At 36.6% G+C, this 22032-nt stretch carries 14 protein-coding genes; 13 read left to right on the top strand and 1 reads right to left on the bottom strand.

Translation table 11 applies throughout. The features are described 5' to 3' along the window. Positions 1-25: 25 nt before the first annotated feature. On the top strand, positions 26-2095 hold the full coding sequence (locus CZ490_RS13415; protein ID WP_077619360.1) for a bifunctional aldolase/short-chain dehydrogenase: 2070 nt from the start codon (positions 26-28) through the stop codon (positions 2093-2095). 142 nt (positions 2096-2237) lie between these two features. On the opposite strand, the gene CZ490_RS13410 is transcribed toward CZ490_RS13415, so the two are convergent. After that, complete coding sequence (locus tag CZ490_RS13410) at positions 2238-3812, bottom strand: alpha-L-rhamnosidase-related protein (RefSeq protein WP_077619359.1); 1575 nt, start codon at positions 3810-3812, stop codon at positions 2238-2240. 187 nt (positions 3813-3999) lie between these two features. Between CZ490_RS13410 and CZ490_RS13405 the strand changes: the two genes are divergently transcribed. The 12 genes from CZ490_RS13405 (at position 4000) to CZ490_RS13350 (ending at position 21873) form a co-directional block, all read left to right on the top strand. Next, on the top strand, positions 4000-5745 hold the full coding sequence (locus CZ490_RS13405; RefSeq protein ID WP_077619358.1) for a cache domain-containing sensor histidine kinase: 1746 nt from the start codon (positions 4000-4002) through the stop codon (positions 5743-5745). A gap of 14 nt (positions 5746-5759) precedes the next feature. Then, entirely contained in the window at positions 5760-7235 is a 1476-nt protein-coding gene (locus tag CZ490_RS13400) for a response regulator (protein WP_077619357.1), read from the top strand. A gap of 215 nt (positions 7236-7450) precedes the next feature. After that, positions 7451-8761 (top strand): ABC transporter substrate-binding protein, encoded by a 1311-nt coding sequence (locus CZ490_RS13395; RefSeq protein ID WP_077619356.1) that lies wholly within the window; start codon positions 7451-7453, stop codon positions 8759-8761. A gap of 104 nt (positions 8762-8865) precedes the next feature. Beyond that, complete coding sequence (locus CZ490_RS13390) at positions 8866-11781, top strand: alpha-L-rhamnosidase (protein ID WP_077619355.1); 2916 nt, start codon at positions 8866-8868, stop codon at positions 11779-11781. Positions 11782-11841: 60 nt separating this feature from the next. After that, positions 11842-12144, top strand: a complete 303-nt coding sequence (locus CZ490_RS13385) for a Dabb family protein (protein ID WP_077619354.1) — start codon at positions 11842-11844, stop codon at positions 12142-12144. A gap of 162 nt (positions 12145-12306) precedes the next feature. Continuing rightward, entirely contained in the window at positions 12307-13173 is an 867-nt protein-coding gene (locus tag CZ490_RS13380) for a carbohydrate ABC transporter permease (protein WP_077619353.1), read from the top strand. Continuing rightward, entirely contained in the window at positions 13173-14060 is an 888-nt protein-coding gene (locus CZ490_RS13375; RefSeq protein ID WP_077619352.1) for a carbohydrate ABC transporter permease, read from the top strand. The genes CZ490_RS13380 and CZ490_RS13375 overlap by 1 nt, the downstream gene beginning before the upstream one ends. 77 nt (positions 14061-14137) lie before the next feature. Continuing rightward, the gene (locus CZ490_RS13370) at positions 14138-16984 is read left to right on the top strand and encodes a family 78 glycoside hydrolase catalytic domain (RefSeq protein WP_077619351.1); all 2847 of its coding nucleotides are present in this window, start codon (positions 14138-14140) and stop codon (positions 16982-16984) included. A 177-nt stretch (positions 16985-17161) separates the two neighbouring features. Further along, positions 17162-18127: an AraC family transcriptional regulator gene (locus tag CZ490_RS13365; protein WP_077619350.1), complete on the top strand. Its 966-nt coding sequence runs from the start codon at positions 17162-17164 to the stop codon at positions 18125-18127. A 128-nt stretch (positions 18128-18255) separates the two neighbouring features. Then, a complete protein-coding gene (gene rhaB / locus CZ490_RS13360) occupies positions 18256-19674 on the top strand; it encodes a rhamnulokinase (protein WP_077619349.1) in 1419 nt (472 codons plus the stop codon). Between the two features lie 12 nt (positions 19675-19686). Then, positions 19687-20940 carry an L-rhamnose isomerase gene (gene rhaA / locus CZ490_RS13355; RefSeq protein WP_077619348.1) on the top strand — a complete coding sequence of 418 codons (1254 nt, stop codon included), beginning with the start codon at positions 19687-19689 and terminating at the stop codon, positions 20938-20940. Positions 20941-21111: 171 nt separating this feature from the next. Next, positions 21112-21873, top strand: a complete 762-nt coding sequence (locus tag CZ490_RS13350) for a DeoR/GlpR family DNA-binding transcription regulator (RefSeq protein ID WP_077619347.1) — start codon at positions 21112-21114, stop codon at positions 21871-21873. The last annotated feature ends 159 nt before the right edge of the window (positions 21874-22032 follow it).

The following is a 22032-nucleotide window of genomic DNA, read 5'->3' as shown; positions in this document are numbered from 1 at the left end:
AACTTGAAAAACGGAGGAAAATCAAATGGTACAAAATTACTGGGATTCCAATAAAGCTTCACAGCTTGAAAAAGGCGTAGAAGAATTAGTATATCGTTCTAACTTAATCGGATCTGACCGTGCTGTATGTAACTGGGGCGGTGGAAATACATCAATGAAAACTGTCGTACAAGATTTCCGTGGTCGTAATGTTGAAGTAATGTGGGTAAAAGGAAGCGGGTCAGACCTAGCGACAATGAAAGCACATAATTTCACAGGCTTACGTTTAGACGATATCCGTCCATTAATCGAGCGCGATGAAATGTCTGATGAAGACATGGTTGCCTACCTTTCACATTGTATGATTGACAGCAAACATCCAAGAGCTTCAATCGAGACTTTATTACATGCATTCTTACCTTTTAATCAAGTGGATCACACTCATCCTGACGCAATCATTAGCATTTGTTGTGCAGATAACGGGAAGCAAATTGCAGAAGAAATCTTTGGAAATCGATTTGTGTGGGTTCCATATGTACGTCCAGGTTTCACACTTTCAAAGATGATTGCAGAAGGTGTTAAAAACAATCCAAATGCAGAACTTGTTTTAATGGAAAAGCACGGACTTGTTACTTGGGGAGAAACATCTGAAGAATCTTACGCAAAAACAATCGATATCATCAATGAAGCAGAAAGCTACATAAATGCTAAGGTTGATGAAGCTTCTCTATTTGGTGGCCAAAAATATGAATCTCTTTCTGATGAAGAAGCAACTAGCATTCTATCAAAAGTAATGCCTGTGATTCGCGGTGCTGTTAGTGAAGAAAAGAAAATGCTTTTAACATATGACCGTGGCGAAGATGTTCTTCAATTTGTTAATAGCCACAATGCACCAGAATTATCACAAATTGGTGCTGCTTGTCCGGACCACCTTGTTCATACAAAAATGACACCTCTTTATGTGAACTGGGATCCACAAACAAAAGATGTGGATGCTTTGATTGCAGCAATCAAAGAGGGTGTAGAAAGCTTTAAAACATCTTACAAAGAATACTTTGAGCGCAATAAAAATGAAGGCGATAAAATGTTTGAGCCTGCACCAAGAGTCATCCTTATCCCAGGACTAGGAATGGTGAATACAGGTAAAGACGTTAACAATTCAAGAGTAAGTGGTGCCTTATACCATCGTGCAATTGCTGTTATGAAAGGTTCTACCACTCTAGGAAACTTTGTTTCATTAAGTGAAAACGAATCTTATAATGTTGAGTACTGGCCACTTGAATTATACAAATTAACGCTTGCTCCAGCGGAAGCTGAATTCTCAAGAAAGGTAGCATTCATCACTGGTGGTGCAGGTGGTATCGGAAGTGAAACTGCTCGTCGCCTCGTATCTGAAGGTGCACATGTTGTGCTTGCTGATCTAAATCTTGAAGGAGCACAAAAGGTTGCTGCAGAAATTAACGAAACGTTCGGTGCAAATCGTGCACTTGCAGTGAAAATGGATGTAACAAAAGAAGATGAAGTTCAAGCGGCATTTGACCAAGCTGCACTAAACTTTGGTGGAGTGGACTCAATTGTTAACAATGCAGGACTTGCTACTTCAAGCCCAATCGACGAAACTACTCTACAAGAGTGGAATCTAAATATGAATGTATTAGGAACTGGTTATTTCCTAGTTGCTCGTGAAGCATTCAAGCAAATGAAGCAACAGGGTATCGGTGGCAACATGGTATTTGTTGGTTCTAAAAACTCTGTGTATGCAGGTAAAAACGCGGCGGCATATAGTTCAGTAAAAGCACTAGAAACTCATCTAGCACGTTGTATTGCAGCAGAAGGTGGAGAATATGGCATTCGCGTAAACTCTGTTTTACCAGATGCAGTACTACAAGGTTCAGCTATTTGGGGTTCAAGATGGCGTGAAGAACGTGCAGCAGCATACGGAATCGATCCAGATCAATTAGAAGATCACTATCGCAAACGTACAACATTATTAGTAAACATTTATCCATCTGATATTGCTGAAGCAATCGCATACTTTGCATCATCAAAATCAGACAAAACAACTGGCTGTATGTTAACAGTTGATGGTGGTGTGCCGGCAGCATTTACGAGATAATTCATTATGAGGAGAGGCCTATGTTGGCCTCTTTTTATTAATTGTAAGGATATAAAAATACCACAAAAATGCTTTGTGGTATTTTCGAACCTTATATTAGTACGTTTCCTATAAAAATAGTAAATATTGAATTTTATATATGCTATAATCCATACTTGCGAATTAGATAAGTTGGTGTACAACTCCAAGCATGGCAGTAGCTATTAATTAAGTAGCTACCGTAAGGTGAGTAACTCTTGTTATTTGGATCATATAATTCCCAAAACGTGTCAGCTCCGTCCTTTAACATACCGCCCCAATACCATTTAAGTTGATTAACGGCCAACTCTTTTTCATTTACGAGAATGAGCGCTTCCACTAAATAGTGATACATATAAGGAGTTGTTAAGCTAATTTCAGGTCTTACTTCTAGCAAGCGTTTCATTAGTTGGCGGTTTTTATCCGGATCCAGCACCTCAGCATGTGCCATCCAGATTTGGCTTGCCCATGAAATTTGACGATTTGCACCGCTTATAAAAAAGCCAGCATCTTCATCCCATAGATGAGTGATTGTTGAATCCAACAATTGATCAAGCTGCAGTTGTAGGAATGACAATTGGTCACTTTTTAGAACTTTAGCCAATTCAATAGTTCTTTTTATGGTATATATTAGTATTGCCTGAGAAGGTGTTTGCTTATTTAAGTCATCATTCCAATCAATAAATGACCACCAGGTTTCATCGTCTTTGACAATTCCACGCTCATCTAAACGTTCGAGCGCAAGCTCAACTTGTTTATACGCAAGTGGCCAAAGGTCATTTAATGTTTCTTTATCATTTGTTTCAATAAAATAGTCGAATAAAGTTATCGTAAATAGTAAGGAATAATCAAATAAGTAAGTATCATCTGCAATAAGACTAGGAGCAATAAATAAATTAGCAGCAATGCGCCCTTTATCATCAGGAACACCAGCAAATAGGTACAAGCAGCGTTTTACCAAGTCATTAGTTCTAAAGGTTTCATAATTGGCAAGAGCCTGTAACCGCAAGTCGCCAAGCCACAAACGACGGTCACGTTTTGGTCCATCCTCGAATACCTCTTGCATACAGTCTTGCAAAGTCTTAATACTTACTTTGTCAATTTCATTTAAAATTGTATCAGGATGATGTAATGCTTCTATGCTCTTCTCATCTGCAGTTGTTACGTGTTTCATTTGAATGTTCTTAAGTGAAACCTTGTATTTAGGTGATGTATTTAATATCTCAATTTTTAAATACCGAAAGCTATAACGCCGAGGTAACTCTATTAAATCAGGCAGCACATCTATGTGAAGTGTTTCTTCTTGCAGCCAAGATGAACTAATCCAGCCATTATATTCTGAAAAAGGCTCTGCCATTTCCACTGGCATCTCACCAAAGCTAAATTTAATATGAAGTGGTGCATCAGGAGGACTTCCAACAGGAACAACCCTCATTGATAAATAACCAACTAAATGTGTTCCAAAATCAAGAACAACTTGGTCACCTTTTCCATAATCATAAGAAGAAATATGGTTAGCTGATTCAATTATTTTTATTTCCCACCCATGTATTTTATCTGTGGTTTTTACTACTTCAACAATATTCTCTGGTTTAATCGTTTCACTATAATAGGTAGGGATTAACTTTTCAGCTTTTGCTATAAATTCTTCATTCCTTACTATGATTTGATTTTCAACTCTTTGGAAATTTTCAGCCATAATTTTACCTCCTGTCCTAAGTCTATTAAATCTAAGAATGAGAGCGTAATCAATATCAGACTTTTCAGGTGATACTCCTGTTTTATTGGACTCGACATTTAGGCTGTTATTTACTTGGTTACATCGAAAAAAATGTCGAATCTTTGGTATAATGATAATACTTAATTACTAGAAGGTTGGGCAGAATATGAAGCTTAAAATCAATAAATATTGGCAACGGTTCCAAGGAGAAAAAGTTCGTTATAAATACTTTATATTAATGATGTGTTTATCGATTATTCCTCTATTATTATTAGGATTTATTTCTTTTTCAATTGCCAAGGATGCATTAGTCAAAAATCAGATTCAAATGTCTGAAAGCCATATGCAAACCGCTAGTGCCTCTGCTGATTTATTATTTCGAAATATTAGCAATATGGAACGTTTAATTTCATGGAATAAGGATATTAGGCAAGAATTAATTAATAGCGCTCAATATGCTGAAAAAGAAGGAAATGTACTTGACTCGACTACAACAAGACGTATACAAGACTTAATCTCAAGCTATCTCTTTGATACTCAATATATCGATTCTGTTTGTCTTTTTGATGTTAATTTTCGTTCTGTTTGTTACGGTAATCCGAAAAGTTCAGGACCGTATGATAATGGTGGGGTTCATAGTGAACTTTCTGAGACTGCTTGGTATAAACAAAGTGTTGAGGCTAAAGGTAGACCGATTTTTTTAAGCACAAATGTACTGGTTGGTACGAAAGCCCAGACCACCTTTTCGTCTGTAAAATTACTAAAAGATCCTGAACGATTATATGACCCTCAAATCATAGGACTCCTCGTTGTAAATATAAATAAGTCTATGTTTTCAGAAGTATTTAACAAGAAAGATGATAGTCATTTTATGATAATTGATTCTGCAAATAAAGAAAAAATCATGTATCTAGATGCCGGGTCTGAGAAAATAGATCTGGACTCCGATTTTCTTGAAAAGTTTACTGACAACAACCAAAAGGAATATGTCATTAGTAGTTTTGAGAATCGTTCGACAGGTTGGACTTTTGCCAATGTCATAAAAGAAAAGGAATTACTCAAACAATCCAATCAAATTGGGATGATTACCGCAGTAATTGCCTTATTTATTTCAATCGTTGTGTTGTACTCATCATTTGTTCTATCTGGATCAGTTACTCGTCCACTCATTCAACTTAAAAAATTGACAGTTGACTGGGCAAAGGGATTAAGAGGTACGAATGGAGGACAAGGAAAGGACGAAATTCACGTTATTGGGGAAACTTTCCAAAGAATTACAACTGAAAATAAAGAGTTGAATGAGCAGTTAGTTCGGGCCCAACTTAGGGAGCGTGAGGCAGAGCTAAGAGCTCTACAAGCCCAAATTAAACCCCATTTTCTTTACAATGCCCTGGACTCTGTTTATTGGATGGCAGTTATGAAGCAAAATGAAGATATTGCAAAAATTGCGGTATCATTATCAGAAACATTTAAATTAAGTTTAAATAAAGGTGAAGATTTAATTACCGTTTCAAAGGAATTAGAACATATCCATCACTATATGACAATTCAAAATATCCGGTATGATAACCGCTTCCAATATATAGAGAATGTTGAAGCAGAGTTAGTGGAGAAAAAAATATTAAAACTACTTCTGCAGCCAATTGTTGAAAATGCCATATATCACGGTCTAGAATCAAAGATTGGTGAAGGTACCGTCCGCTTAACAGGCAGGATTGAAGATGGTTGGGTTACTTTTACAATTAGTGATGATGGGGTAGGGATTGAGGATATGGAGTCAACAAAACAAGGGTACGGTCTGACAAATGTAATTGAAAGACTACAGTTATACTATGGAAGCCAAAGCACGCTTTCAATCTCAAGTAAAGTACACGAAGGAACAACAGTAGAAATTAGGTTTCCTGAAAAATAGTGGGGGGAATAGCGATGTTAAAAGCCGTAATATTTGATGATGAATTCATTGTACTAAAGGGCTTACAAATGATTGAATGGTCTAAATATGGAATTGAGATAGTTGGCACAGCTATGAACGGAATCGAGGCAATCGAGGTTTATCAAAAATACCGACCAGATATTGTATTTACAGATATCCGTATGCCAGGCATAGATGGTTTACGTGTGATTGAAAGGATAATTGAGGATGACCCTGATACTATCTGTATCGTATTTAGTGGATTTAATGAATTTGATTATGTAAAACGGGCGATTAAATTAGGGGTAACCGATTATTTAGAAAAACCGATTACCATTCCAATTATTGAAGAAACCATTACGAGAATACTAGACAAAGTCAATATGCAAAAGTCAGTCACTGCACTCCAGTCAAGATGGGAAGATAGTAGGGAAGAACTACTTGTCAAGGCAACGTTAGATTTATTATTGATTGGAGAAGACATGGAACAGAAGTTTAGGGAATCATTCGGAGAAAAGAATAAGTGGATAAAGAATATTACCGTGTATGCATTATCAGATAAAGGGCCAATGATTCAAAGTAACTCTTCTTATCAGTCTGTGTATGTTCGAAATGGTGAGGAGAATCTTCTCGTCGTGTTTCATTTTGATTCTGATAGGGATGATTTAAACCAGTTATTAAGTGATTGGCAAGAACAAAGTCAAACTTTTATTGGGTGTGGAAGGACATATGCAAATCTAGTAGATGCTAAAAAAAGCTATAAAGAAGCTAAAGAAGCATTAAGATACGGTAGGTTTATGAAGGAAGGCTGGACTGACTTTCAAAATATTGCTGGAAACACAAAAATTGTCGGAAATCTTTCTGATTTAGAGGAACAAATTATATTTCATCTCCGAACAGGTGATAAAGAAGGTCTATTAAATCAGATTGATTCCTTTATGAGTCAACTGAATTCAGAGAGATTAAGTCCTAATGTGATTGAGCGTGAAATTTTGAAGCTCGTTTACTTAGCTTTGGAAGTTGCCAAAGAAACAGGGGAAGATATTGATCCAAATAGGGCCTATTTACCTCATTTGGAAATACGTGAGTTGGATACAAAGGAAAGAATGATGACATGGCTCCAGGAACAAATGGAAATGATTTTTAACTGGACTCGAAAAGTTCGCCAATTAACGAAGCATGATGCCGTTAATAAAGCATGTGAATATATGAGAGAACATTATAGCAAGGATCTTACACTTCAGGAAGTATCCGACTATGTAGGTATGAATCCTACTTATTTTAGTTTACTATTTAAAGAGGAAATGAAAGAATCATATATAAAGTATTTAACGCAACTACGAATGGACCGTGCGAAAGAATTTTTAAAGGCAGGATATAAAGTCGCAGACGTAAGTGAAAGAGTAGGATATTATAGCCCTCGACACTTCTCAGACACATTCAAAAAATACGTAGGCGTTAAACCAAGCCAATATAAAACCAAATCTTAATGTGAAAGAAAAGCCCGTGGGTTTTTCTCTTTTTTTGGCTCAAATCTAATAATAACTTGTATATGATAACAGCTTTATATTATCAAAATCCTCAAAGTGAAATCGTTTCCAAAAAAAACGGACATAAATCCAAAAAATGCATCACTAAATATTCTGAATGAAAGCGCTATAATTAAGGTAGTTACAGAAATTAATAAATATAAGGGGGAACTAAAATGAAAATTAAGAGTAAAAAATTATTCTCTTTATTACTCAGTGCCGGATTATTGGCGGGAGTATTAGCTGGCTGTAGTAGTGGTGAAGAATCAGCTTCTGGTGACAAGAAGGAAAAAGAAACACTTACTTTCTTAATTGATAATCAACAACAGTTAGACCCTATTAATGCGATTATTGAAAAGTTTGAAGAAAAAACAGATATCAAAGTTGAAATTGAAACACGCCCTGGTGGATCTGAAGGTGACAATATTGTAAAAACAAGACTGGCTACTGGCGATATGGCGGATTTAGTTTGGTATAATTCTGGATCGCTCTTACAAGCACTTAACCCAGAACAAAACTTTGTTGACCTATCTCAAGAACCATTCATGGAAAATGTAATTGATAGCTTTAAAGACTCTGTTTCAGTAGGAGATAAAGTATTTGCAATTCCAGGACAACCTTCTCTAGCAGGTGGCTGGTTCTATAACATCAAAGTCTATGAAGAACTTGGCTTATCTGTTCCTAAAACGTGGGATGAATTAATGGAAAATAATGAAAAAATTAAAAATGCTGGGAAAACAGCTGTAATTGGAACATTTAAAGACTCTTGGACTTCACAGTTAATTTTCTTGGCTGATAATTACAATGTTCTTCAAGAAAACCCAACTTTTGCTGAAGATTATACAGCGAATAAAGCAAAAATTGCAGAAACTCCAGCTGCACTTCGTAGCTTCGAAAAATTACAAGAAGTGTATGAAAAAGGGTACTTTAATGATGATTTCTTAGCAACAACATACGATGCAGGGATTAAAATGTTAGCAGAAGGTCAAGGGGCTCACTACCCAATGTTAACTCAGGCTCTAGATGTACTTGCTGCAAACTATCCAGATCAATTAAATGATATTGGATACTTTGGACAACCAGGTGATGATGCTAGTACACATGGATTAACTGTTTGGATGCCTGCTGCAGTATATATTAACAAAAACAGTGAAAATGTTGATGCAGCCAAGCAATTCCTAGAATTTTATATTTCTCAAGAAGGTACTGATGCTTATAGTTCAAAAATCAAGCCAAATGGTCCTTACGCACTTAAAGGCATCGAACTTCCTGATGATGTAGCACAAGTAGTGAAGGATATGCTTCCATATTTCGATTCTGGAAATACAGCTCCAGCACTTGAATTCTTAAGCCCAGTTAAAGGACCAAGCCTTGAGCAGATTACTCAACAAGTAGGTAGCGGAATCAGCTCTGCAAAAGAAGGGGCTGAGCTTTACGACAAAGATGTTGAAAAGCAAGCAAAACAACTAGGACTTGATGGTTGGTAAGATAAAGTAAGTTAAAACAATTCATGAGAGGCCCTGACTAGTATCTAGCAGGGCCGATGTTTTAATAGAATTAAAAATTACAAAATGAAAAAGGAGTTGTCCATATGAGCGACCTAAAGATTTCATCTCTATCCGTTGAATATCAAAAAAATCCACTAGGAATCGGTACAAAGAATCCAAGAGTAAGCTGGAAATTAAAATCTGACAAGCGTGGAACTCTACAAATCGCCTATCAATTACAAGTTTCATTATCCGAGGATTTCAATAATCTTTATTGGGACACTGGCCAGATTCATTCAGCAGATTCCCTTCACATTAAATATGAAGGGCCTAGTCTAACATCAAGCACAAGATACTATTATCGTGTCAAAGTATGGGATAATTTTGGTCGTGAATCTGCATGGAGTGAGACATCTTGGTGGGAAACAGCACTTTATGAAACAAGTGAGTTTAAAGCAACATGGATTACACCAAACCCTGATGAAATTGCTCCAGATGCTGAACCTTCATTCATGTTGCGTAAGGAATTTGCTTTAAAGGATGGAATTGAATCTGCACGTATTTATGTGACTGGAGTAGGGCTTTATGAACTTCATTTAAATGGGAAGCGAGTAGGAGAAGATTTACTAACTCCAGGCTGGACTAGTTATAGTAAACGAATTCAGTATCAAACGTATGATGTAACCTCACAGTTGGAAAAAGACAATGCAATTGGCGTGTTATTAGCCGATGGCTGGTATAAAGGTGATCTTGCTTGGGAAGGTCAACGTAGTATATACGGTGAAAAACGGGGAATTGTACTCCAATTAATGGTCCGTTATGTTGATGGAACTGAAGAATTGATTGTGACAGACGAATCATGGAAAGCATCCACAGGTCCTGTTCTATATTCCGAAATATATCATGGAGAAATCTATGATGCTCGACTTGAGAAAAAAGGATGGAGCCAACCTGGATATAATGATGCAGAGTGGAGTGGTGTTGTAAATCTGGCACTTCCATTATCGAATTTAGTTGCACAGGAAAACAATCCTACACGTGTAACAGAAACCTTAAAGCCACAGTCGGTGTTTGTAACACCAGCAGGTGATACCGTATTTGACATGGGTCAAAACATGGTCGGTCGTATTCGCTTCACAGTTGATGCACCAGCAGGTACAAAAATTACGTTAAAACATTCAGAAGTACTTGATAAAGATGGTAATATTTACTTTGGAAACCTAAGAACTGCTAGACAGACAGTAGAATACATTACAAAAGGTGAAGGAACTGAAACCTATGCACCTGTGTTTACATTCATGGGCTTCCGTTATGTCAAAGTTGAAGGATATCCAGGTCAAGAAAATAGTCTTGCAATCGATAACTTTGTCGGTGAAGTGATGCATTCAGATATGGAAGCAACAGGGGAGTTTGTTACTTCAAATACAATGGTTAATAAACTTCAGGAAAATATTAAATGGGGCCAACGAGGCAATTTTGTAGACGTGCCAACTGACTGTCCGCAACGTGATGAGCGATTAGGTTGGACTGGAGATGCTCAAGTATTTATTCGCACAGCCCTTTTCAATTATCAGGGTGGGCAATTCTTTACGAAATGGCTACGCGACTTAGCTGCAGACCAATTGCCAAATGGTGGCGTTCCATATGTTATCCCTAATGTTATCGATGGAGATTCTTCTGCAGCTTGGGGAGATGCAGCAGTTATCTGCCCATGGACTTTATACTTAAGCTATGGTGATAAACAGCTTCTAGGAGAACAGTATGACAGCATGAAAGCATGGGTCGAATATATTCGTGCCCAAGGTAATAATGAGTTTATTTGGAACACGGGCTTCCATTATGGAGATTGGTTAGGTCTAGATTCAAAAGAAGACAGCTATTTTGGTGCAACACCAAATGAGTTTGTGGCAACAGCATTTTATGCATATTCTACAAGACTATTACGTGATACAGCGGCAGTCTTGAATAAAACAGAAGATGTGGAAAAATATACTTGGTTACTTGACCAAATTAAAAAGCACTTCAGTGATGAGTTCATTACTCCAAAAGGAAGATTAGCTGTTTCGACGCAGACAGCACATGTATTAGCACTTATGTTTGACCTTGTAGGAGATAAAGTAAGAGAACGAATCGCATATGATTTAAATCAGCTTGTATTAGAAAATGATTATCATTTATCAACAGGATTTGTAGGAACTCCATACTTAAATCTCGTGCTGTCTGATAATGGGTTCCATCAAACAGCGGTTAAGTTATTGCTTCAAGAAACATATCCGTCATGGTTATATTCTGTTTCCAAAGGCGCAACAACGATTTGGGAGCATTGGGATGGAATTAAGGAAGATGGCTCTTTCTGGAGTGATGACATGAACTCATTTAATCACTATGCATATGGATCCATTGGTGATTGGATGTATCGATATGTTGCTGGTCTTGATATGGACGAAACAGCGCCAGCATATAAGCGAATTCAAATCAGACCTCGAATCGGTGGAAAAGAACTGACTTCCGTACGCGCAGCGTATGAATCATTGTATGGACGAATTGTGTCTTCTTGGAATCTTACTCATGAGGAAGTCAAAGTAGAAGTGGAAGTTCCAGCTAATACAACAGCGACCATTCTTCTACCAACTGCACGTATTGAAGGTGTCAAAGAAAACGGGGTTGACTTGTTTAAAGCAGATGGCATTACTGATGTAACTCAAACAGATGAAGGTGTATCTTTAGTTGCAGGTTCTGGTACGTATCAATTTGTCTATCAAAATGTACGAGGATTAAGAACAATTTATACGCCAGAAACGATTGTACTAGATTTACTAGATAATGAAGAGGCAGCAAAAGTACTAGGAAAATATGAACCTCGTGTCCTCTTAAAGTCTAGTTCCATTTCACATTTAAGAACACAGCCTTTACGTCAAATAGTTGAAGACCAAATGACAAGACTAACAGAAGAAGGCCTTAATGCTCTACTTGAAGAATTAAACGCACTTGAGGATGAATTAGTAACAGTAAATAAGTAAAAGTAAACAAAGAAGTCGGCATAGCCGGCTTCTTTTGAAAATATGAAATGAGGTAGAAATATGTACGAGCATTTAGTTGTGTTTAAATTTAATGAGAAAATAACAAAACAAAGATATCAAGAACTATTAAATCAACTGTTAGGATTTAAAAAAACAATCCCAGGGATTGTAGACCTTTCTGCGGGTATGAATGTGACAGGAGAAACTGATAAAATACAGGGCTATAATTTAGGGCTACGCATCACATTCGAAGACAGACAAGCACTTGATGATTATTTGCCACACCCTATCCACCAACAATTTGGAGCATCACTTCAAGAAGTTATTGAAAATGTAATTGTAGTAGATTATGAGATTCAATAGGTGCCATTAAAATCCTCTCTTAAAACATGAATGTAGAAAATAGATCGCAACCAAAAAAATCTGCACTTAATTCAAAAGAATGTGTCACTTATATATTGTGTTGAAAGCGCTTATAATTTAGTTAATTACAATGAATAATCTTTTGGAAAGGGGCTAAGGACAGTGAATACTTTAACGAAAAAAACGTATTCGTACTACTTTCTACTTCCCGCAGGAATTGTATATTTTGTCTTCTTCTTATTACCAACCATAATGTCCTTCTTCTTTAGTATGACATGGTGGACATTAACAGATTGGGAATTTATCGGATTTGAAAACTTTATCACATTTTTAACGGAACCTTCTTTGAACATTGGATTTAAAAATACTATTATTTATGCAGTTGTTACAAGTGGACTAAAAGTAGTCATTGGACTTTTACTAGGAATCTTTCTTTCTACAAAACTTAAAACCGTTGGATTTATACGGTCAATGGTATTCTTTCCTACATTATTAAGTACAATTGCGGTCGGTATTGCATTTTCAATGATGATGCACCCATCTCAAGGATTAATTAATATTACCCTTGAAGCACTAGGTATTGTAGGCCCTGATTGGCTTGGTGATACGAAAATAGCACTTCTATCAGTAGCATTTGTTGATGTATGGAAAGGTGTAGGGATCGCAACTGTTATCTTCATCGCAGGAATATTATCCATTCCACAAGATTATTATGAAGCTCTTGCGATTGACGGCGGAAATGCTTGGCATAAGTTTAAGAGTATTATACTTCCGCTTAGTCGTCCTGCTATGAATACAGTTATCATCCTTTCATTTATAGGTGGCTTACGTTCATTCGACTTAATTTGGGCTATGACCAAAGGTGGGCCTGGGTTTAGTACAGACTTGATTGCATCTATTATTTATAAACAATATCAGGCAGGCTTCTACGGTCTATCAACAGCAGGAAACGTAATTTTATTTATTCTAGTTGCTGCATTAGCTTTTCCTCTATATGCTTATCTCAATAAGAAAGAGGTTGATTTATAATGAGTAATACTGTATCGAATCTTCAACCTACCACGGTTCATGAGAAAAGTAATAACAGAACAGTGAAAAAGGTAGGTAAAATCTTAGTAGAAACTTTCGCTGTTTTAGCAACACTCGTCATCTTTGGTATTCCATTTTATTTTGTTATCATCAATGCGTTTAAAAGTACGAAAGAGGCTTCATTATTGAATATGGATTGGCCAAGTACTTTTCAATTTTTTGATAACTTGAAAGAAGTATTAATGGCACGCGATGGCATGATACTTACTGCATTTTACAACAGTATCATGATTACAGGCTTTTCAATCGTCCTGTTAATCTTGTTCGGAAGTGCAGCGGGATATGTTATTAGTAGGAAAGTAACAAAGATTACACCTCTCTTCAATTTCTTAATTCTAGTAGGTCTGATTATCCCACCAGCTGTTGTCCCAACTATCTGGGTATTACAGGAAATCGGGCTATTTAAAACAATGCCTGGGATCATTGGTGTCGAGGTTGCCCTTAATCTACCGTTTACAATCATGCTGTATCGTAGTTTTATGGTCACCATCCCTAAGTCATTAGATGAAGCGGCACTTATAGATGGATGTGGAAGATTTAGATTATACTTCAATATTATTTTGCCGTTATTAAAACCTGTATCAGCAACAGTTATCGTATTAACAGCTGTGAATGTGTACAATGATTTCGTAAATCCATTGTACTTTTTCCCAGGGGCAGAAAATGCAACACTACAATTAACACTTTATAACTTCATGAGTATGTATATGACAGAGTGGAATTTACTCTTTACTAATATTATCCTAATTTCAATTCCGCCTCTAATTTTATTTATTATTTTTAATAAACAGATTGTAGCAGGAATGACAGCAGGATCAGTAAAATAACCGAAATTATATGAAAAGACCCGAGAACCACGTAGTTGAGCTACGTAAATCGGGTCTTTTCATTAGGAGGAAATAGGATGGAATGGAAAGCAAACTGGATATGGGATCAGAGCGGTGAACGGCCAAGAAATCAATGGTCTTGCTTCAGAAGAACATTTACAGTTCCTTCAGAGTTTGACTCAGCAATCTTAACCTTATCCGCAGACACAAAATATACTGTCTATCTGAATGGTAGATTAATTGGATCAGGGCCTGTCCGTGGTTGGACAACAGAGTGGCACTATGATCAGTATGAGCTAACTGGAATTAATAAAGGAGAAAATGTCATTGCTATCCTAGTCAACCATTATGGTATGGGAACGATGCAATACATAGAGGGTCGAGGAGGATTAATTGCGCAGGTAGATTTCTTTCATAATGAGAATTTTAGCTATCACATTGGTACAGATAATAAGTGGAAGACAGCTCAACATAAAGGCTTTATTCAAGAAACAGTGAAGATGTCTAATTGCTTAACATGGTCCGAAATTTATGATGCAGGACTATTTTACGATAATTGGGAACAGCTAGACTTTGATGATTCTACGTGGAACGATGCAGAGGTCATTGGAACGCATGGGATGGGCCCTTGGGGAGAGTTAATTCCTAGGGATATACCTCACTTAACTAACGAACCAGTCTTTCCGAAAAGTGTATTATCTTTAAAAGAAGTTAAGGCAATATCACAGCACTTTTCGATAGATTTGAAGCCAGTATTTTTTCCAGGGGAATACGATAATAACAATGGAAAAATAATGCAAGGATATGTCGCGACAGAAATACATTCAGAGGAAAATACTGAGGGTGTGATGACCTTAACATTTGACCCACATGCAGAAGCAAAATGGCAGTTTAACTTGAATGGTATAGAGTATGAAACCAGAAATGGAAAATATGAAAATGTGAAGCTGAGAAAAGGAGCAAATCTACTTTTAATAGATGTATCTGGATCATTTCACGAACCAATCATCCATTTAGCTTTTGACTTTCCTGATAAAGTAGTGTTAAAAGCACCTTATAGCCCAGGTAACTCTAAGTTCTCTGTCATTGGGCCATTTTATTCAAAAACAAATTTACAGATTGGTTTTCCAATAGACAAGGTAATCCCAACAACAGAAGCATATTTACAAATTAAGAATGTATCTTCCATTAGTGAATTGATGCCATTCAAAAGTTTGATAAAAGATATTCCAGATTTATTTGTATGTACAGATAACGTCAGCCTCCTTTCTATATTTAAAGATGACATCCGTACACATTCCTTGCCATTGGAGCATCAAAATATGGTGCTACCTACTACTAGTTTTACAGAAATACATCCGATGGAAAGAGGGGATACAGAGTATCTTATCGACTTTGGTAAGGAATATTTGGGGCATATCGAGTTTGAAGTTGAGGCAGAGAAGGAAACAATCATTGATTTCTTTTTATTTGAAAGTCTCCATCAAGATGGAAGGATTGAGCATACTTTTTCATTGAACAATTCTCTTAGATATATTGCGAAGGACGGTCGTCAGGTGTATCGTTCGTTTATTCCTAGAGGATTTCGCTATATGCTCCTTACCGTTAGAAACTTCTCAAAACCGATCAAGATTTACAATATCAAAGTAGATGTAACAACTTTCCCAGTCGGAAATATGGGGGGCTTTAGTAGTTCTGATTACCAGTTGAATGAGGTTTGGGAGATTTCCAAACATACAATTCGTATGTGCGCACAGGATACAATCATTGACTGTCCAGCCTATGAACAGGCCCTTTGGACAGGTGACTCATATAATATTTCACTGATGAATTATTATGCATTTGGAAACTATGACCTGGTGAAAAGGTGCTTAAAGCTTATCTCGAAATCTGTTTATCGTTCCCCATTACCAGAATCACAAGTCCCGAGCGGATGGCAAAATGTGTTAACCGCATGGTCGATTTTATGGATGATGGCTTGCCGAGAATATTATCGATATTCTGGAGATTTCGATTTTATAAAAGAAGTATACCCTGAATTAAAGCTTACCGTTCAACGTTTTAACGAGTTTATTAATGAGGATGGCTTATTAGAAATTTCCGCCTGGAATATGCTGGACTGGGCTCCAATGGATACAGAACATAAGATTGTTACGCATCAAAATGCTTTGCTAGTTGATGCACTAAGACAAACGGCATACTTAGCTTCACTTATTGGTGAACGAGAGGATGCGAATGAGTATCAATTGTTGGCAGAAAAGGTTAAGAAAGCGATAAACATTCATTTATGGGATGAAGAAGAAAAAGTGTATATCGATAGTATTCATGAGGATGGAAGACCATCTAAGGTTCGAAGTATTCAGACTAACCTTATCGTATACTTAACGGATAGTGCTGAAGACACACGAAAACAAGTGATTGAAGAATATATCAAAAATCCACCAGCAGATTTTGTACAGATTAAGAGTCCCTTTGTTTTATTTTTTTATTATCAGGCTTTACTGGAACTGGGCAAAACAGAAACGATACTAGAAAGCATCAGGGATATCTATGGTTATATGCTTGAGAATGATGCAACAACTTGCTGGGAGGGCTGGGAGTTAATTGAAGGAGATTTTAGTCGGAGTCACTGTCACGCTTGGTCCGCAGCTCCAACATATGTATTTGGAGTTATGTTTTTAGGTGTAAAACCACTTGAACCAGGATTTACCAAAGTTTCCATCTCACCTAAATTAAATGGGCTAAAGTGGATTAAAGGCTCTGTACCAACACCCTATGGCCCTATTAACATTAATTGCAAAGATTATGGTGATTACACCAATATTCAAATAAACCATCCCGAAGAGGTAATGGTGGAAATTGATGTTGAGAAGAATACCGTATTACAAGTGAATGGGAAAAATTACTCTAGTTTAGAATTCTAAGCATAAACTTATTCAAGAGTTAGAAAAATACCATATAGGTAGCATTGTTACATTTGTTCAAAGTAGTAATTCCGATGCTCTCTTTTTTACTACTACTCAATCCTCTGTTCTATACAGGATCGAGTCTTTTTTTTGTGTTATACTATAATAAAATTTGGTATAAACGAGTGTGACAGTATGAACTTAGAATTACTAGAAGAGTTGAGAAAGATTTCAGACGAAGAAAAAGCCATTCTAGAAGAAAATCCTGAGGTTATTAAGGATCTTTATACGAATCAAAATAACTTCATTATTGAGAGTGAGAAATTCCTTGGCGATGATTCTTTGATTATGGTTCGCAAACATACTCGCTTTGTCGATTTTCCGAAGCATAAACATGATTACATCGAAGTCAATTATGTGTATCATGGACAGTTAAAGCAAACTGTTGGCTCTGAACCACTTACGTTAAAACAGGGTGAATTATTATTTTTAAACCAACATATTGAACATGAAATTCAGGCTAGTAACGAGGAAGATATTATCATCAATTTCATCATCAAACCTGAATTTTTCGATTTTATCTTTTCATTCATATCGACAGATAATACAATAACCAAGTTTATTTTTAGTAGTCTCTTCAATAACTCCCAAAGTGGACAGTTCCTCTATTTCATGGTTTCAGAAGTAGAGAACATACAGGAATTGGTTCAAAAAATCATTGAAGAAATAATAAACCCTACCAACCTTTCAGATTCAACAATTAAGCTTTACATGGGTCTGCTGCTGATCGAACTCATTAAAAATGTAAATAAAGTAAAACATAAAGAAGAGAATGAACCTTCGGAATATATCATTGTAGAATCACTGAAGTATATCGATACGCATTATCGAACAGCATCCCTATATGATTTATCCGAAAGATTAAACCAAACTCATTATTCATTGAGTAAGATTATTAAAAAGGTGACAAAGCTAACGTTTAAGGAGCTTCTTCAGGAAAGACGCCTTATTAAAGCGAAGGAATTACTCGAACATACAAAAATACCAGTTACTCACGTAGCAGAAGAAATCGGCTATGATAATATCAGTTATTTTTACCGTATCTTCAAGAAAAAATATGGAGTAACCCCAAAACAATACCGAGAGCAATTGGAGAAGTAATCTTTTCTGATTGCTTTTTTTATTTTGTGCAAATAAGGACAATAAATTTGATGAATAACGATATAGGAAAGTTGTCATATTCCTAGTATGATAGAAAGTAGTAAGCGATTACATTGGAAGGTGAGCATATGACAAAATACAGCGTAGCTGTTGATATTGGTGCCTCTAGTGGGAGACTCATCTTAGGGTATCTCGAAGATGGGATAATGAAGCTTGAGGAAATTCACCGCTTTGAAAATAAGATTGTAAAAAAAGATAACTTTTTTTGCTGGGAAGTAGATAAACTGTTTCAAGAAATCATCGCTGGTTTGAAGAAGTGTGGCGAACGTGGTATTCAACCTGACAGTATCGGCATCGATACATGGGCGGTTGATTTTGTGTTACTCGATGAACATGACCAACTTCTTACAGATGCGGTGGCCTATCGGGACCCACGAACAGATGGCATGATGGAGGAAGTTTTTGAGCTTTTCTCAAAGGAACGCCTTTACCTGGAAACAGGCATTCAATTTCTGAAATTTAATACAATCTACCAATTGTATTCGATCAAGAAAAACAATCCTGAAATCCTTGAAAAAGCCAAGTCCTTTTTAATGATACCGGATTACTTCAACTATCTACTAACAGGTAAAAAAGCAAATGAATATACAAATGCGACTTCCACACAACTCGTAAATGCCTTTACAAAAAAATGGGATGGCGACATTTTAGACACACTTGGTCTTAACAAAGAGATGTTCCAAGAAATCAAAGCACCTAAGACGGTGCTCGGTACACTGTCAGAGGAACTAGTGAAAGAGATTGGCTTTGATATGAAGGTGATTCTTCCTGCAACACATGATACTGGCTCTGCCGTAATTGCAGTACCTGAAGGGGATGATAGCATTTATATCAGTTCGGGAACGTGGTCGCTGATTGGAACTGAAAATCATTTCCCAATTTGTGTGACAAAAGCATTGGATTATAATTTCACGAATGAGGGCGGTATTGATTATCGTTACCGTTTCTTGAAAAATATTATGGGTCTTTGGATGATCCAAGAGGTAAAGCGTAACTACAATGATGAATATTCTTTCGCAGAATTAGTTGATTTGGCACGAAAGGAAACAGATTTTACCGCAACCGTTAATGTGAACGATGATCGTTTCTTAAAGCCAGATAACATGATTGAAGAGATTCAAAAACTTTGTATTGAAACCAATCAACCAATCCCTAGCACTCCTGGTCAGGTCGCAAAGTGTGTTTACGATAGTTTAGCAGAGTCTTATCAAGATGCTGTTACGGAGATTGAGGAAATCTTTGAAAAGTCATTTTCTAAGATAAATGTCATTGGTGGCGGTTGTCAAAATGAAATGCTTAATCAATTAATTGCCGATGTAACTGGAAAAGAGGTTGTTGCAGGCCCAGTTGAAGCAACGGCGATTGGTAATATCATTGCTCAATTAATGTCCCTAGGAGAAATGGATTCGATCAAAGAAGCAAGAGCAATCGTCAAGAAGTCATTTGAGGTAAAAATATACGAACCTACTAATACAGTAACTAACTAAGGAGGAAGAAACATGTCTGTCAAAAAAAATTATGAAAATGCGAAACAAGCTTATGCGAAATGGGGCGTTGATGTTGATGCAGTCATTGAACAACTAAAAAACGTACCAATCTCCATTCATTGCTGGCAAGGTGATGATATTGCAGGTTTTGAAGTCAACCAACATGAACTATCTGGTGGAATCGATGTAACAGGAAACTATCCTGGGAAAGCAACAAACCCTGAAGAATTAAGAAGCGATATTGAAAAAGCTCTATCTTTAATTCCTGGAAAGCATCGTATCAATCTACATGCCATCTATGCTGAAACGAATGGTGAAGTAGTAGAACGTGATCAATTAGAACCAAAGCATTTTGAGAACTGGGTAAACTGGGCGAAGGAGCAGGGATTAGGTCTGGATTTCAATCCAACTCTTTTCTCTCATCCAAAAGCAGCTGATGGTCTAACTCTAGCGCACCCAGATGAAGAAATTCGTGAATTCTGGATTAATCATTGTATTGTCAGCCGTAAGATTGGCGAATACTTCGGAAAAGAGCTTGGCACTCCAGCGCTAACAAATATTTGGATTCCAGATGGTTATAAGGATATTCCTAGTGACCGTTTAACTCCAAGAAGAAGATTGAAAGAATCATTAGATAAAATATTTGCAGTTGAAACAGATGAGAAATACAATCTTGATGCAGTGGAAAGTAAAGTATTCGGAATTGGTTCAGAGTCTTATGTTGTTGGCTCGCATGAATTCTATCTGAATTATGCAATGAAAAACGATAAACTATGTTTACTAGATACAGGTCACTACCATCCAACTGAAACTGTTTCAAATAAACTTTCTTCTATGCTCCTATTTAGCGAAAAAGTGGCGCTTCATGTATCGCGTCCAGTTCGTTGGGATAGTGATCACGTTGTCATTTTAGACGACGAGTTAAAAGAAATCGCGTTTGAGATTGTTCGTAATGATGCTCTTGACCGTGTTATTATTGGACTTGATTTCTTTGATGCAAGTATTAACCGTGTTGCAGCGTGGACAATTGGAACACGTAATATGGTTAAAGCTCTATTATATGCAATGCTTTCACCGAATGAATACTTAAAACAACTTCAAGAAGAAGGAAACTTCACTGACAGATTAGCTATCATGGAAGAATTCAAAACGTATCCGTTTGGCGCAATTTGGGATTACTATTGTGAAGTAATGGGTGTTCCTGTAAGAGAAGCTTGGTTAGATGAAGTAAAGACATATGAAAAAGAAGTATTAACAAAACGATAATTTTTGGCAGACTTGATTAAAGGAAAACTTCCAAATCAAGTCTGCTTTTTTTCTAATAGGATGTCTGTTTTTTACAAGAATATGGTATAGTAGTAGAGGAAATAAGATGGAAATAAACATAAATAAACATATATAAAAGTAGTCATGCCTTGCCTTAGGAGGAGAAACCATATGCTTGTTGCCGAAAGACATAAAAAAATTGTTGACCTAGTTAATGAACGGACAAGTATCCGTGTTACAGAACTCAGTAAAATCTTTTCTGTAACAGAAGAGACAATCCGTCGTGATCTTGAAAAGCTAGAAAAAGAAAATCTACTAATGAGAAGCCATGGCGGCGCCGTTCGGATGGAGAAAGATAATGTAGAAACATCGTATGCAGAAAGAGAAATTACAAACGCAGCTGAAAAGAAGGCAATTGCTCGACTTGCGGTGAATTTCATTCATGAAGGTGACCAAATTTTATTAGACGCCAGTACAACAGCTTGGTATGTCGCAAAAGAATTACCCGACATTCCGTTAACAGTCGTGACCAACTCGATAAAGGTTGCACTCGAACTTAGTAGAAAAGAACAGATAAAAGTAATCTCAACAGGTGGGGCATTATTATCTCAATCCCTTTCGTATGTAGGACCACTTGCTGAACGATCAATAAGCATGTATCACGTTAACAAAGCATTTCTATCCTGTAAGGGTGTACATCTTGTTAGAGGTTTAAGTGATTCTATCGAATCACAAGCTTTGTTGAAAAAACAAATGATGGATATCGCGGATGAGACTTTTTTAATGGTAGACTCTAGTAAATTTGGAACTCAAGCCTTTTCCCATATTAGCCCGATACATGCAATTGATGCAGTCATTACAGATGAAAATGTAGATGAAATCACGACAAAAGAGCTGAAAGAAATGGATATTAAAATAGAAATCGCCAAATAAAGAATCATTCAAAGACCAGTTTTGGTCTTTTTTTATGGGTTTATGTATGAAATGTGACGATAACAAAAACTAACAGAAATATATTTCTGTGTTTGTGTTGTTTTATTTTTGTTTTTGGATTATGATTAAGGTGTAGAAGATAAACTAATCCAATTAAAG

The sequence above is a fragment of the Litchfieldia sinesaloumensis genome, from assembly GCF_900156865.1.
GTDB lineage: Bacteria > Bacillota > Bacilli > Bacillales > Bacillaceae_L > Ferdinandcohnia > Ferdinandcohnia sinesaloumensis.
Note: the sequence above shows the minus strand (reverse complement) of the source record. Positions and strands in the feature narration are given on the sequence as shown.

Excerpts from the sequence above, each read along its gene's own strand:
- CZ490_RS13410 (WP_077619359.1), bottom strand. The coding sequence starts at position 3,812 with ATGGCTGAAAATTTCCAAAGAGTTGAAAATCAAATCATAGTAAGGAAT.
- CZ490_RS13385 (WP_077619354.1), top strand. The coding sequence starts at position 11,842 with ATGTACGAGCATTTAGTTGTGTTTAAATTTAATGAGAAAATAACAAAA.
- CZ490_RS13415 (WP_077619360.1), top strand. The coding sequence starts at position 26 with ATGGTACAAAATTACTGGGATTCCAATAAAGCTTCACAGCTTGAAAAA.
- rhaB (WP_077619349.1), top strand. The coding sequence starts at position 18,256 with ATGACAAAATACAGCGTAGCTGTTGATATTGGTGCCTCTAGTGGGAGA.
- CZ490_RS13370 (WP_077619351.1), top strand. The coding sequence starts at position 14,138 with ATGGAATGGAAAGCAAACTGGATATGGGATCAGAGCGGTGAACGGCCA.
- CZ490_RS13400 (WP_077619357.1), top strand. The coding sequence starts at position 5,760 with ATGTTAAAAGCCGTAATATTTGATGATGAATTCATTGTACTAAAGGGC.
- CZ490_RS13350 (WP_077619347.1), top strand. The coding sequence starts at position 21,112 with ATGCTTGTTGCCGAAAGACATAAAAAAATTGTTGACCTAGTTAATGAA.
- CZ490_RS13375 (WP_077619352.1), top strand. The coding sequence starts at position 13,173 with ATGAGTAATACTGTATCGAATCTTCAACCTACCACGGTTCATGAGAAA.
- CZ490_RS13365 (WP_077619350.1), top strand. The coding sequence starts at position 17,162 with ATGAACTTAGAATTACTAGAAGAGTTGAGAAAGATTTCAGACGAAGAA.
- rhaA (WP_077619348.1), top strand. The coding sequence starts at position 19,687 with ATGTCTGTCAAAAAAAATTATGAAAATGCGAAACAAGCTTATGCGAAA.
- CZ490_RS13395 (WP_077619356.1), top strand. The coding sequence starts at position 7,451 with ATGAAAATTAAGAGTAAAAAATTATTCTCTTTATTACTCAGTGCCGGA.
- CZ490_RS13390 (WP_077619355.1), top strand. The coding sequence starts at position 8,866 with ATGAGCGACCTAAAGATTTCATCTCTATCCGTTGAATATCAAAAAAAT.
- CZ490_RS13405 (WP_077619358.1), top strand. The coding sequence starts at position 4,000 with ATGAAGCTTAAAATCAATAAATATTGGCAACGGTTCCAAGGAGAAAAA.